The organism is Variovorax sp. UC74_104 (assembly GCF_044055375.1).
In the GTDB taxonomy this organism is placed as follows: Bacteria; Pseudomonadota; Gammaproteobacteria; order Burkholderiales; family Burkholderiaceae_C; genus Variovorax.
On sequence record NZ_CP171978.1, the window covers coordinates 2577333 to 2589463 of the forward strand.

10 protein-coding genes and 1 pseudogene are annotated in these 12131 nt (G+C 69.0%); 3 read left to right on the forward strand and 8 right to left on the reverse strand.

What is annotated here, in order from left to right; translation table 11 throughout:
- The first annotated feature begins 77 nt into the window (after nucleotides 1–77).
- Nucleotides 78–989 (forward strand): ZIP family metal transporter, encoded by a 912-nt coding sequence (locus ACHMXA_RS12065; protein ID WP_176664596.1) that lies wholly within the window; start codon nucleotides 78–80, stop codon nucleotides 987–989.
- Nucleotides 990–1102: 113 nt separating this feature from the next.
- Complete coding sequence (locus tag ACHMXA_RS12070) at nucleotides 1103–1306, forward strand: hypothetical protein (RefSeq protein ID WP_176664597.1); 204 nt, start codon at nucleotides 1103–1105, stop codon at nucleotides 1304–1306.
- 33 nt (nucleotides 1307–1339) lie between these two features.
- On the opposite strand, the gene ACHMXA_RS12075 is transcribed toward ACHMXA_RS12070, so the two are convergent.
- The 8 genes and pseudogenes from ACHMXA_RS12075 to ACHMXA_RS12110 form a co-directional block, all read right to left on the reverse strand.
- Complete coding sequence (locus ACHMXA_RS12075; protein WP_176664598.1) at nucleotides 1340–2800, reverse strand: D-aminoacylase; 1461 nt, start codon at nucleotides 2798–2800, stop codon at nucleotides 1340–1342.
- Nucleotides 2801–2816: 16 nt separating this feature from the next.
- Nucleotides 2817–3809: an ABC transporter ATP-binding protein gene (locus ACHMXA_RS12080; protein WP_176664599.1), complete on the reverse strand. Its 993-nt coding sequence runs from the start codon at nucleotides 3807–3809 to the stop codon at nucleotides 2817–2819.
- Nucleotides 3806–4838, reverse strand: a pseudogene (locus ACHMXA_RS12085) (ABC transporter ATP-binding protein). Before ACHMXA_RS12085 ends, ACHMXA_RS12080 begins: the two are co-directional and overlap by 4 nt.
- A gap of 13 nt (nucleotides 4839–4851) precedes the next feature.
- On the reverse strand, nucleotides 4852–5772 hold the full coding sequence (locus tag ACHMXA_RS12090; RefSeq protein WP_256098957.1) for an ABC transporter permease: 921 nt from the start codon (nucleotides 5770–5772) through the stop codon (nucleotides 4852–4854).
- Nucleotides 5773–5779: 7 nt separating this feature from the next.
- Nucleotides 5780–6715 carry an ABC transporter permease gene (locus ACHMXA_RS12095; protein WP_007831166.1) on the reverse strand — a complete coding sequence of 312 codons (936 nt, stop codon included), beginning with the start codon at nucleotides 6713–6715 and terminating at the stop codon, nucleotides 5780–5782.
- Between the two features lie 19 nt (nucleotides 6716–6734).
- Nucleotides 6735–8327 carry an ABC transporter substrate-binding protein gene (locus ACHMXA_RS12100; RefSeq protein ID WP_176664601.1) on the reverse strand — a complete coding sequence of 531 codons (1593 nt, stop codon included), beginning with the start codon at nucleotides 8325–8327 and terminating at the stop codon, nucleotides 6735–6737.
- Between the two features lie 57 nt (nucleotides 8328–8384).
- Nucleotides 8385–9836 carry a M81 family metallopeptidase gene (locus ACHMXA_RS12105; protein ID WP_176664602.1) on the reverse strand — a complete coding sequence of 484 codons (1452 nt, stop codon included), beginning with the start codon at nucleotides 9834–9836 and terminating at the stop codon, nucleotides 8385–8387.
- A gap of 51 nt (nucleotides 9837–9887) precedes the next feature.
- Nucleotides 9888–11045: an FAD-binding oxidoreductase gene (locus ACHMXA_RS12110; RefSeq protein WP_176664603.1), complete on the reverse strand. Its 1158-nt coding sequence runs from the start codon at nucleotides 11043–11045 to the stop codon at nucleotides 9888–9890.
- 203 nt (nucleotides 11046–11248) lie between these two features.
- Here ACHMXA_RS12110 and ACHMXA_RS12115 point away from each other — a divergent pair, with 203 nt between their 5' ends.
- Nucleotides 11249–11995, forward strand: a complete 747-nt coding sequence (locus ACHMXA_RS12115; protein ID WP_176664604.1) for an XRE family transcriptional regulator — start codon at nucleotides 11249–11251, stop codon at nucleotides 11993–11995.
- The last annotated feature ends 136 nt before the right edge of the window (nucleotides 11996–12131 follow it).

Below are 12131 nucleotides of genomic sequence, written 5' to 3' on the forward strand. Positions count from 1 at the left end.
GACGGCCTTTCTCTTTTTATGAACGGACAACGGCCGCCGGAACTTCTCCGGGAGCCGTCTTTCTTGCGCAAGCAGCTATGAATTTGATAGTCATCATCGTGGCGACCCTGGTTGCCGGTATCGGGAGCGTCTGGCTCGCGGCCCTCCTGCTGAAGGTGGGCGTGCGAAGCGGCTCGGGCGGCGTGAACCCGCAGCACCTGCTGAGCCTGGCGGCCGGCGCGCTGCTCGCCACGGCCTTCATGCACCTGCTGCCCGAGGCCTTCGAGAGCCGCATCGAGCCGGCGCTGCTCTTCGGGGTGCTGCTGTTCGGGCTGGTGTTCTTCTTCCTGCTCGACAAGGCCGAGCTGTGGCACCACGGCCATGAACACCACCACGGCGGCGGGAAGGACCACGGGCACGCGGGCCACGACCATCACCACGGGCACGGCCACGATCATGGCCACGACCACTCCCATGCGCACGACCAGGGCCCCCGCACCGGCGGCTGGGCCGTGCTCACCGGCGACAGCGTGCACTGCTTCGGCGACGGCATCCTGATCGCCTCCGCCTTCACCGCCGATCTGCGCCTGGGCCTGGTGGCCGCCCTCGCGGTGCTGGCGCACGAGATTCCGCACCACATCGGCGACCTGGTCGTGCTGCGCCAGAGCTCGGCCAACCAGCGCGCGGCACTGGTGAAGGTGTCGCTCGCCGGCACCATGACCGCGCTGGGCGGCATCGTGGGCTGGTGGCTGGTCGATCAGCTGCACGGCCTGCTGCCGTACTTCCTGGTGCTGGCCGGCAGCAGCTTCGTCTACGTGGCGCTGGCCGACCTGATTCCGCAGCTGCAGAAGCGCCTGCCGGCGCGCCAGACGGCCGCGCAGATCCTGTGGCTGGCGGCGGGCATCGTGCTGGTCACGCTGGTGAGCCGCCTGGCGCACGGCGAGCACGGGCACGACCACGGCCATGACGACCCCGGCCACGGGGAGCATGGGCACGTGCACAAGGACTGATCTTCCGGACCGGCGGGAAACTTTCCGACACCGACGCCTCGCGCCGGATGAACCGGAACGGCCGAAACAGGCGCACCATAGGGGGCGTGTCAGAAACAAGCCGAGGAAAGATCATGAATGCCACCGCGCGATCCGCTTCGCCCGCCGAAGACGATGAGGACACCACGCCCGCCGACGATTTCGAGGAACCCGAGGACGATATCTCCGATGACCTGTCGGAGGAAACGGGGATCGATCTCACCGACGCGAGCGAACTCGACGCGGACAACGTGCCAGCCGACGAAGAGTTCGACCGGGTGATGAACGCGCCCGACTGAGCGCGCCCACCAGGCCCACCAGGCCCACCAGGCTCAGGCAGCCACTTTGCGCCGCGTGATCACCTGCCCGTTGCGCACCCCGCAGTGCGCCCCGTTGCGCCAGGTCAGGGCGCCGTTCACGATGACCGCGTCGATGCCTTCGGCCGGCTGCATCGGCGATTCGTAGTTTGCGGTGTCGCGCACCGTCGCGGCATCGAAGATCACCACATCGGCGTGGTGGCCCGGCTTCAGCGTGCCGCGCTCGTGCAGGCCGAAGTTGCGGGCGGTGAGCCCGGTCATCTTCCAGACGGCCGTTTCCAGCGGGAACAGGCCCACGTCGCGGCTGTAGTGCCCCAGCACGCGCGGGAAGGTGCCCCACAGCCGCGGATGCGGCTTGTCGCCCAGCGGGATGCCGTCGGAGCCGATCATGGTCTCGTCGAAGGCGAGGATGCGCTGCACGTCGTCCTCGTCCATCATGAAGTAGATCGCGCTGCCGGGCTGCAGCCGCTTCGCCGCTTCCTCGCCCGAGACGCCCCATTCGGCCGCGATGTCCTTCAGGTCGCGGCCCGCGCATTCGGGGTGCGGCACGCTGGAGGCGATGAGCACGCGGCCTTCCATCATCCCGCGGTCGGTGCGGATCATGGTGGAGCCGGCCGTGTAGGGGTAGCAATCGAGCCCGATGCACTGGTGCTTCATCGCCTCCTGGATGAAGGGCAGCGTGACCTTCGTCTTGCCGAAGTTGCGCGTGTTCTGCACCTTGTGATGCGACACCACCACCGGAATGCCCAGCGCGCGGCCGATGTGGAAGGTTTCCTCCAGCGACTCCATCACGCGGTCGCTCTCGTCGCGCATGTGGGTCACGTACAGCGCCTTGCGCGAGGTCAGCGGGCGGCCGACCTCGATGATCTCCTCGGTCGTCGCTTTCACAGCGGGCGGGTAGAAGGTGCCGGTCGACAGGCCGATGGCGCCGGCCTGCATCGCTTCCTCGACCATCGCCTGCATGGCCTTGATCTCGGCCTCGTTCGCGGGGCGGTCGAGGTCAGCCATGGCTACCGCGCGCAATGTCGAATGGCCCACCATCGCCGCCACGTTCACCGACGAAGGCGCGGCGCGCAGCGCATCGAGGTACGCAGCGAAGCTGGTGAAACGGCCTTCGGCGGGCGAATCGAGCAGGCTCAGCGGCATCGGCAGGTCCATGTCGGCGCGCAGCGGCGCGGCGCTGATGCCGCAGTTGCCCGCCACCACCGTGGTCACGCCCTGCGACACCTTGAAAGGCATCTGCGCCTGCGAAAGCACCGCTTGGTCGTCATGCGTGTGCGAATCGATGAAGCCGGGCGCGACGATGCGGCCCGTGGCGTCGATCGTCTGTTCCGCCGTGTGGCCGGCGAGCTTGCCGATGGCCACGATGCGATCGCCGACGATGCCGACGTCGGCGTCGAAGCGCGGCGCCTTGGTGCCGTCGATCACGGTGCCGCCGCGGATCAGCAGTTCGTAGTGGGGGAGCTTTTCGGACACGGGAGGAATCCTTTCTTCAGCGGAAATGGCAGGCGACCAGGTGGCTTCCGGTCGCGGACGACGAAGGCCGCTCGCTCAGCTCCGGCGCCTTCTCCTTGCACACGGCCTGCGCCATCGGGCAGCGGGTGTGGAAGCGGCAGCCCGAGGGCGGATTGGCCGGGCTCGGCGGATCGCCCTGCAGCAGCATGCGGCGCGCCGGCGTGCGCGGATTGGGCACCGGCACGGCCGACAGAAGAATCTCGGTGTAAGGATGCAGCGGCGCCGAGAACAGCGTGTCGCGGTCGGCGATCTCGACGATGTGGCCGAGGTACATCACCGCCACGCGATGGCTGATGTGGCGCACCACCGCGAGGTCGTGTGCGACGAAGAGGTACGCGATGCCGAACTCGGCCTGCAGGTCCATCAGCAGGTTGACCACCTGCGCCTGCACCGACACGTCGAGCGCCGACACCGGCTCGTCGCACACGATCAGCTTCGGATTCAGCGCAAGGGCGCGCGCGATGCCCAGGCGCTGGCGCTGACCGCCCGAGAATTCATGCGGGAACTTCTTCACCGCTTCGGGCCGCAGCCCGACGCGCGAGAAGAGCCACTGCACCCGTTCGCGCCGCTCGGCGGCCGCGCCCATGCCAAAGTTCCGCAGCGGTTCCGTCACGATGTCGCCGGCCGTCAGCCGAGGGTTCAGCGAGGCATACGGGTCCTGAAAAATGATCTGCAGGTCGCGCCGGCGCATGCGCATGTCCTCGGCGGAGAGTGACAGCAGCTCCCGGCCTTCGAGCTGCACCGAGCCCGAGGTAGGCTCGACCAGCCGCATCACCGACTTGGCCGTGGTCGTCTTGCCGCAGCCCGATTCGCCGACCAGCGACAGCGTCTCGCCGCGTGCGACGTCGAAGGAGACGCCGTTCACCGCCTGGATCGGAGGCCTGGCCGGCCGCAGCCAGCGCTTGGGAGTGGTGTAGTGCTTGCGCAGGTCACGCACCTTCAGCAAGGGCGTTGCAGCGGTTGTCGTCATGCGGCGATCTCCTCGGCACCGGCCCAGTTTTCCTCGACGGCGAAGCAGGCCACGACATGGTCGCCGCCTTGCTGCGTCAGCCGCGGCGTTTTCGGCGCGGCAGCGTTCGCGCGCCTGGCTGCAGCGTGCCGCGAAGGCGCAGCCGCGGCCCAGTTCGTGCGCGGCCGGCACCAGCCCCGGAATCTCGGTGAGCCGCGTGCTCGCGGTGTTCATGGCGGGCATCGAGGCCATCAGCGCGCGGGTGTAGGGGTGCAGCGGGCGGTCGAACAGGTCGATCACGTCGGCTTCCTCCACCTTCTTTCCGGCGTACATGACGACCACGCGGTCGCAGCTCTCGGCGACCACGCCAAGGTCGTGCGTGATCATCACCACGCCCATGCCCAGCTCCTTCTGCAGCCGCTTGATGAGGTCGAGGATCTGCGCCTGGATCGTCACGTCCAGCGCGGTCGTCGGCTCGTCGGCGATCAGCACCTCGGGGTTGCAGGCCAGGGCCAGCGCGATCATCACGCGCTGGCGCATGCCGCCGGAGAGCTGGTGGGGGTATTCGTTCACGCGGCGCTCGGGCTCCGGGATCTGCACCACGCGCAGCATCTCGACCGCGCGCTTCATCGCGTCGGCGCGGCTGGCCTTCTGGTGCAGCTGCACCGTCTCGGCGATCTGCCGGCCCACGGTGAGCACGGGGTTCAGCGATGTCATCGGCTCCTGGAAGATCATCGAGATGCGGTTGCCGCGGATCTGGCGCATCTCGCGCTCGCTCAGCCGCATCAGGTCGGTGCCGCGCAGTCGCACCGCGCCCATGTGGCGGCCGGGCGGCGTGGGCACCAGCCGCAGGATCGACAGGGCGGTCACGCTCTTGCCGCAGCCCGACTCGCCGACAACGCCGAGCGTGCGGCCCGCGCGCACCGTGTAGGAAACGCCGTCGACCGAGCGCACCACGCCGCCGGGCGTGAGGAAGTGCGTGCGCAGGTCGTCGACTTCGAGCAGCGGCTCGCCGGGAGCCAGCGCTGCGTGGGACATGGCGATGGTCATGGGGCTGCCTCGCTCAGAGTTGGCGCGCCAGGCGTGGGTCCAGCGCGTCGCGCAGGCCGTCGCCCAGCAGGTTGATGGCCAGCACCGTGGCCGCCAGCAGCAGGCCCGGGTACAGGATGATGTGGAACGCCACGGCCACGAAGTTGCGGCCCTCGGCCATCATGTTGCCCCAGCTCGGCGTCTGCGAAGGCACGCCCACGCCGAGGAAGGAGAGCGCGGCCTCGGTCAGCACGGCGGCCGCGGCCACGAAGGTGGCCTGCACGATCAGCGGCGCCACGGTGTTCGGCAGCACGTGGCGCACCAGGATCACCGGAAGGCGCGTGCCCACCGCATGCGCGGCCTCCACGAAGAGCTGCTCGCGCAGCGTGAGCGCCAGCGAGCGCACCAGCCGCACCACGCGCGGAATCTCCGGCACCGTGATGGCGACGATCACCGTCGTCAGGCTGGCGCGCGTGACCGCCATCAGCGCGATGGCCAGCAGGATGCCCGGTATGGCCATGAGCCCGTCCATCACGCGCATGATCGGCCCGTCCGCCCAGCGCACGAAGCCGGCCACCAGCCCGAGCGCGACGCCGAAGAAGGTGGCCAGCAGCGCCACCGACGCGCCCACGATCATCGACACCCGCCCGCCCCACACGGCGCGGCTGAACACGTCGCGGCCCAGCGCGTCGGTGCCGAACCAGTGCTCGGCCGAGGGCAGCTGCATGCGCGCGAGCGGGTCGATGTCCTGCGGGTCGTGCGTAGCGATCCAGGGCGCGGCGATGGAAAGCGCCGCCACCGCGATCAGCAGCAGCGCGCCGATGATCAGCGTCGGGTGCTTGCGCAGCCAGCGCAAGCGCGGCGGCCCGAAAGGCGGCTCGACCGGCGGTGCGACTTCAGCGGTGGCGGGCGTCGCGGGCACGTCGATGTCGCTCATGGGAAGTACGGAGGACATGGGTGGTTCAGTACTGGATGCGCGGATCGAAGAGCCGGTAGCTCAGGTCGATCAGCAGGTTGATCAGCACGTACACGCCCGCCGACAGCAGCAGCACGCTCTGGATCACCGGGTAGTCGTGCCGCTGCACCGAGTCGATCACCAGCCGGCCCACGCCGGGAATGGCGAACACCGTCTCGGTGACCACCACGCCGCCGATCAGCAGCGCGATGCCCGCGCCCACGGTGGTGGCGATGGGAATGGCCGCGTTGCGCAGCGCATGGCCCAGCACCGGCAGCACGCCCAGGCCCTTGGCGCGGGCGGTGCGGATGTAGTCCTCGTGCAGCACTTCGAGCACGGTGGCGCGCGTCATGCGCGTCACCAGCGCGATGTAGACCAGCGCGAGGTTCACGCAGGGCAGCACCAGCGAGCGCAGCCACTCGCCCGGGCCCTCTGCGAAGCGCACGTAGCCCTGCACCGGAAACCACGGCAGCTGGATCGCGAAGCTGTAGACCAACAGGTAGCCCACCAGGAAGACGGGCACCGAGAAGGCCAGCACCGCGAAGAGCATCACCAGCCGGTCGATCCAGCTGCCCGCGCGGTAGGCCGCGAGCGTGCCCAGCGGCACCGACACCACCAGCGTGATGAGCATGGTCAGCGCGGCGATCGACACCGTGGGTTCCAGCCGCTGGCCCAGCAGCTGCGTGACGGGCATCTGCGTGAAGATCGAAGTGCCCAGGTCGCCGGTGAAGAGCTTGCCGATCCACAGCCCGAACTGCTGCCACAGCGGCAGGTTCAGGCCCAGCGCGGCGCGCAGCTTCTCGATGTCTTCGGTGGTGGCGAGGTCGCCCGCGATGAGTGCGGCCGGGTCGCCCGGCGAGAGGTGGATCAGCAGGAACACCACCACGGCCACCACCGCCATGACGGGCAGGGTCGCGATGAAGCGTCGAACGATGTAGCCCATGGCGGTGCCCCTCCGGCCCTTACTGCCTGTCGAGCGCCCAGACCGTCGGCATGCCGGACCAGAGCTTGTCCAGGCCCTTCAGGCTGGTGCGCGCGGCGAAGGCGGCCGAGTACTGGCCGGCGTTGATGTACGGCACGGCCTCGTAGGCGCGGGCCTGGAAGGCGTCGAGCAGCTCCTTGCGCTTGGCGGGAACGGTTTCCTTCAGCCAGGCGGTGCGCAAGTCGTCCAGCTGCTTGTCGCAGGGCCAGCCGGGCAGGGTATTGCCGCAGGCCGCGCTCAGGTAGGCGTTGCTGATGGGCGAGTTGGCGTCAAATTCGCCGGCCACGGTGACGTAGATGTTCCAGCCGCCGGCGTCGGGCGCATCGCGCTTGGCGCGGCGTGCGCCGATGGAGGCCCAGTCCATGGTCTGGGCATCGACGTTCAGGCCGATGCTCTTCATGGTCTGTGCTGCCATCAGCGCCTCGGCGTTCAGGTAGGGCACGTCGCTGGGTACCAGCAGCACCACCTTCTCGCCCTTGTAGCCGGCGTCGGCGAGCATCTTCTTGGCCTTGGCGACGTCGGCCTTGCGGTAGGGCTCGGCGCCGGCCGCGGTGTCGTTGGGGCTTCCGCAGATGAAGTAGGTGGCGCAGTAGGCCATGCGCATGTCCAGCGGGAAGCCCATGGCCGCCATGAAGCGCTCCTGGCTCACGGCCTGCAGCAGTGCCTGGCGCACCTTCGGGTTGTTGAAGGGCGCATGCAGCTGGTTCATCACCAGGAAGCCCTGGTAGGCGCCGCCGGAGCCGATCTTCACGCCCGTATCGGTGCGCAGCGGCGCGATGTAGTCGGGCGGCAGCTGCTCGATGATGTCGACCTCGCCGCGCTTGAGAGCGGCCACCGCGCTGTTGGCATCGGGCAGGTAGAGCCACTCGACGCGGTCGAAGTTGCTCTTCTTGCTGCCGGCCAGTCCGCTCGGCGGTTCGCTGCGCGCCACGTAGTTGGGGTTGCGCACGAACACGGCCTTGTTGCCCGGCACCCATTCGTCGCGCTTGAACACGTACGGGCCGGAGCCCAGCACTTCGGTCAGCGGCGCGGTGGCGGGCATCTTGGCCAGCCGCTCGGGCAGCACCACCGGCGGAAAGCCCGAGGGCTTGGCCAGCGCGTCGAGCACCATGCCGAAGGGCTCGTTGAGCGTGAGCGTGAAGCTGCGCGCGTCGGTGGCCTTCCACTCGGCGCCGCTGGCCGTCATGGCGCGGCCGAGGCTGTCGCGCGCGGCCCAGCGCTGCAGCGACGCGACCGCGTCGGCCGAGGTGACGGCGCCGCCGTCGGAGAACTTGAGGTTGGGGCGCAGCGTGAAGCTCCACTGCTTGCCGTCCTTCGAGGCGTTGTACTTCTCCACCATCTGCGGCTGCGGCTTGCCGCTCGCGTCCTGCGCGAAGAGGGTGTCGTACACCATGTAGCCGAAGTTGCGCGAGATGTAGGCGGTGGTGAAGGTCGGGTCGAGGATCTTCAGGTCGGCATGCGCCACCACCTTCAGCGTCTTGGGCTGCGGCGTCTGGGCATGCGCGGGAAGGCTCGCCGCGAAGGCGGTGGAAAGGGCCAGGGCGGCAAGAGCGCCAAGCGTCCGTCGTTTCATCGTCGGTTCTCCGGTGAGGGAAGGCAGCAGGAAAAGAGGAGGCGAAAGAAGGGCGGCTCAGGCCGCGACGCCGATCGGCCACTTGGGCAGGCGGGCCTTGCGATAGGGCAGCGTGTTCAGGTCGAGCGTGACGGCGCCCGGCGCGCCTGCATAGATGACGTGCTTCGCCACCTTGGAGTACGAAGCGTAGAAGTGCTGCGACGACTTCACGACGATGATCTTCTTCGCGGCAAGGTCGCAGCCCAGTTGCGTGAACAGGTCGGTGCCCATCGCCTGGTTACGCAGCGTGATCAGCACGATTTCGATGCCGTTGGCCTCGACGAGCGCGCTGTCGCCCATCAGCGTGGGCGTGCCGGCCAGGCCGGTCATCACCAGGTCGTGCTTGAGCGCCTTCACGGTGCATTCGAGGTCGAGCGGGTCGCCCGACAGCGGACTGATCTTGCCGCCGATGCGCATCGGCAGCTTCGCGCCCACGCCGGCGTCGAAGGCGATGCGCACCGCGATCGGGTCCCACAGCGGGCCCAGCGCCGCGTTGGCGATGCCGCGTTCGGCCATGCGTCGCAGGATGAATGTGGAGTCGCTCGCGGCGCCGCCGCCGGGGTTGTCGGCACCGTCGGAGATCACCACCGGGCCGCCGTCGAAGGCCAGGGCCTCGTCGAGCGATGCATCGATGCCGGGGTAGTTCACGGTGAGGCCGTCGCGCATCGCGATGACCTCGTCGGCGAGCTGGCGCGCCAGCATGTCGGCCTTCGCCTTGTCGCCGTCGGTGTAGACCAGCACCTTGGTGCCCATCTCGGGCACGTCGCCCCACGAGAAGCCGTGCGTGAGCGAGATAGAGAGCACGCCGTCCTTGCCTTCGAGCGACTGCATGCGCTCGACGAAGCCGCGCGCCGGCTGGCGCGAGGTGTGGACGGTGACGATCATGTCGCAGTCGACCACCGCCGCCACCGGCCGCACCTTGCCCTCGACCGTGGCGGCGCAGATGTCGACCAGCTCCAGCCCGCGCTCGAGCACGTCGGTGTGCGGGTACTCCTTGAAGGAGATCATCACGTCGGCGTTGGAGATCATCTCGGGCGTGAGGTGGTTGTGCGGATCGAGCTCCGCGCCGATCACCACGTCGGGCCCGACGATCTGCCGCACGCGCGCCAGCAGGTCGCCTTCGCAGTCGTCGTAGCCGTCGGCCACCATCGCGCCGTGCAGGCCGAGCAGCACCATGTCGACCGGCAGCACCGCGCGCAGGTCGTTCAGCAGTTCGTCGCGCAGCGTCTCGTAGGCGTGGCGCGTGGTGGTGCCGCTGGGTTGCGCGCCGGCCACCATGCCTTCGAACAGCGTCCAGCCCTTGTCGGCGCCGCGCATGCGTGCGGCCCACAGCGGGCCCGAGAAGAGCGTCATCGCCTCGGGGTGCTTGCCGGCGGGGAAGTAGCCGCGGTCCTTGAAGGAGGCGAGGCCCGTCGGCATCGGGCCGAAGGTGTTGGTTTCGGTGGCCAGGGAAGCACTGAAGACGCGCATGGTCGGACCTCGTGGAGTGGTTCTGTGTGTGTGGGAGAAAACAGGCCGGGCTCAGCCCGCGGCCGCGCGCAGCCGCTGCGGGCCCAGCATTTCCGCCGTGAGCCCGAAGGAGGCGATGCGCTCCGGCAGCGGCAGCCCGCGTGCGAGCGCGGCGCAGGCCTCGCCCATGGCGGCCGAGGTCTGGATGCCGTAGCCGCCCTGTGCCGCGACCCAGAAGAAACCGGGCACGCCGGGCTCGAAGCCGCCGACCAGGTCGCCGTCGGCCACGAAGGAGCGCAGGCCGGCCCAGGTGCGCGTGGGGCGGCGGATGGTGAGCGTGGTCGCCTCCTCGATGCGGTGCATCGCGATGGCGATGTCCATCTCCTCGGGCTGCACATCCTGTGGCTCGACCGGGTCGGCATTGGCCGGCGAGCCGAGCAGCATGCCGGCGTCGGGCTTGATGTACCAGCCCTCGTCGGCGCCGAACACCATGGGCCAGTGCGCCACGCTCTGGCCCTCGGGCGGCGCGAAGATGAATGCGGAACGCCGGCGCGGCTCGATGCCCAGCGGCGGCACGCCGGCCATGCGCGCGATGGTGTCGACCCATGCGCCGGCGGCGTTGAGAACCACGGGCGCTTCGTAGACCGCGCCGCCGGCCTCGACGCGCCAGCGCTCGCCCACGCGCTCGATGGCTGTCACGCCCGCGTCGCACACCAGCTTGCCGCCCGCGCGACGCATGCCGCGCAGGTAGCCCTGGTGGATGGCGTGCACGTCCATGTCGGCGGCGTCGGGCTCGTACACGGCGCCCAGCACCTGCTCGGGGCGCAGCGCGGGCACCATCTCGCGCGCCTGCTCGCCGCTCAGGCGGGAGGCGCCGGTGTCCATGGCGCGCAGCACTTCCCAGTGGGCTTCGAGCTCGGCCATGTGCTCGGCGCCGGCGACCATCATCGCGCCGCGCGGGGTGAGCAGCGGATGCTCGCTGAAGCCTTCGGGCGGATGTTCGAGGAAGGCGCGGCTCGCCATGGTGAGGGCGCGCACCTGCGCGGTGCCGTAGCTTTCCATGAAGAGGGCGGCGGACCGGCCGGTGGAGTGGTAGCCCGGTTGCGATTCGCGTTCGAGAAGGATCACGCGTGCGTGCGGGGCGAGCCAGTGGGCCACCGAGGCCCCGGCGATGCCGCCGCCGATCACGAGGAAGTCAGCCACGATGGGCTCTGGAGTGCTGGAAGTCATCGGCGAAAAGTGTAGGAAGAAATTTGCGGATACGCAAATTGATTCGAGGGTACCAAGGGGAAACCATGGTGCACCGCATCGGTGAAATTTGCGCTAACGCAATTTGCGCATACGCAAATTCCGGGCCCGCGTCATGCGGGCCGTCATGGATGGCGCAGGCGCCGGCTGGCAGAATCCACCGGCATCACAAGAGAAAGCCAAGCGTGAATCCACACACAGGGACCAAGACGGGCACGAAGCCCAGGGACGAGCCGCCCACGCTGGACCGCGTCACCTTCGGCAACCGCCTGCGCACCGCGCGCAAGCGCTTCGGCTGGACGCTGGCGCAGCTGGCCGAGCGCTCTGGCGTGTCGATCACCACCATCTCGCGCGCCGAGCGCGGACAACTCGCGCTGGGCTACGAGAACTTCACCGCGCTGGGCCGCGCGCTCGAGATGGACATGAATGCGATGTTCGCCGGCGCCGGCGTCAAGCCCGCGCAGCTCGACGGCCCGGTGGTCACGCGCTCGGGCAAGGGGGTGGTCTACAAGGGGCTTTCCATCGCCTATGAATTCCTCGGCACCACGGCGGCGGGCAAGCAGATGAGCCCCATCGTCGGCACGGTGCACGCGCGGCAGATCCACGGGCCGGAAGACTTCGTGCGGCACGCAGGCGAGGAGTTCGCCTATGTGCTTTCGGGCGAGATCGAGGTGCACTTCGAGAACGGCGAGGTGGTGCACATGGCGCGCGGCGACTCGCTGTACTTCGACAGCCGCCTGGGCCACGCATACATCAGCGTGAGCCGGCAGCTCGCACGCATCGTCGGCATGACCATCGGCGAGAGCGGGCACATGAAGTCGGCGCGCGAGGGCGAGGCGCGCAGCATGCCGGTGCCGGCCGCGGGCAAGCCTGCGAAGCGTCCGGCCAAGGCTTCCGGGAAGCCGGGGAAGGTAAAGGGCGGACAGCCCTGACCTGATGCTGCGGGACCGGCCGGTCCCGAGCTGGATATCGATTTCCGCGAACTCCCATGCCGGCACCCGGCAAGGAGAGTCATTGATCGATTCGCGTAAAACCTTAGTCCGCGAATTTCCAAAAAAGAGGCGTTGC

Bases quoted from the DNA above. Each gene is read 5' to 3' on its own strand.
- ACHMXA_RS12065 (WP_176664596.1), top strand. From the start codon at position 78: ATGAATTTGATAGTCATCATCGTGGCGACCCTGGTTGCCGGTATCGGG.
- ACHMXA_RS12070 (WP_176664597.1), top strand. From the start codon at position 1,103: ATGAATGCCACCGCGCGATCCGCTTCGCCCGCCGAAGACGATGAGGAC.
- ACHMXA_RS12080 (WP_176664599.1), bottom strand. From the start codon at position 3,809: ATGACGACAACCGCTGCAACGCCCTTGCTGAAGGTGCGTGACCTGCGC.
- ACHMXA_RS12090 (WP_256098957.1), bottom strand. From the start codon at position 5,772: ATGTCCTCCGTACTTCCCATGAGCGACATCGACGTGCCCGCGACGCCC.
- ACHMXA_RS12095 (WP_007831166.1), bottom strand. From the start codon at position 6,715: ATGGGCTACATCGTTCGACGCTTCATCGCGACCCTGCCCGTCATGGCG.
- ACHMXA_RS12100 (WP_176664601.1), bottom strand. From the start codon at position 8,327: ATGAAACGACGGACGCTTGGCGCTCTTGCCGCCCTGGCCCTTTCCACC.
- ACHMXA_RS12105 (WP_176664602.1), bottom strand. From the start codon at position 9,836: ATGCGCGTCTTCAGTGCTTCCCTGGCCACCGAAACCAACACCTTCGGC.
- ACHMXA_RS12110 (WP_176664603.1), bottom strand. From the start codon at position 11,045: ATGACTTCCAGCACTCCAGAGCCCATCGTGGCTGACTTCCTCGTGATC.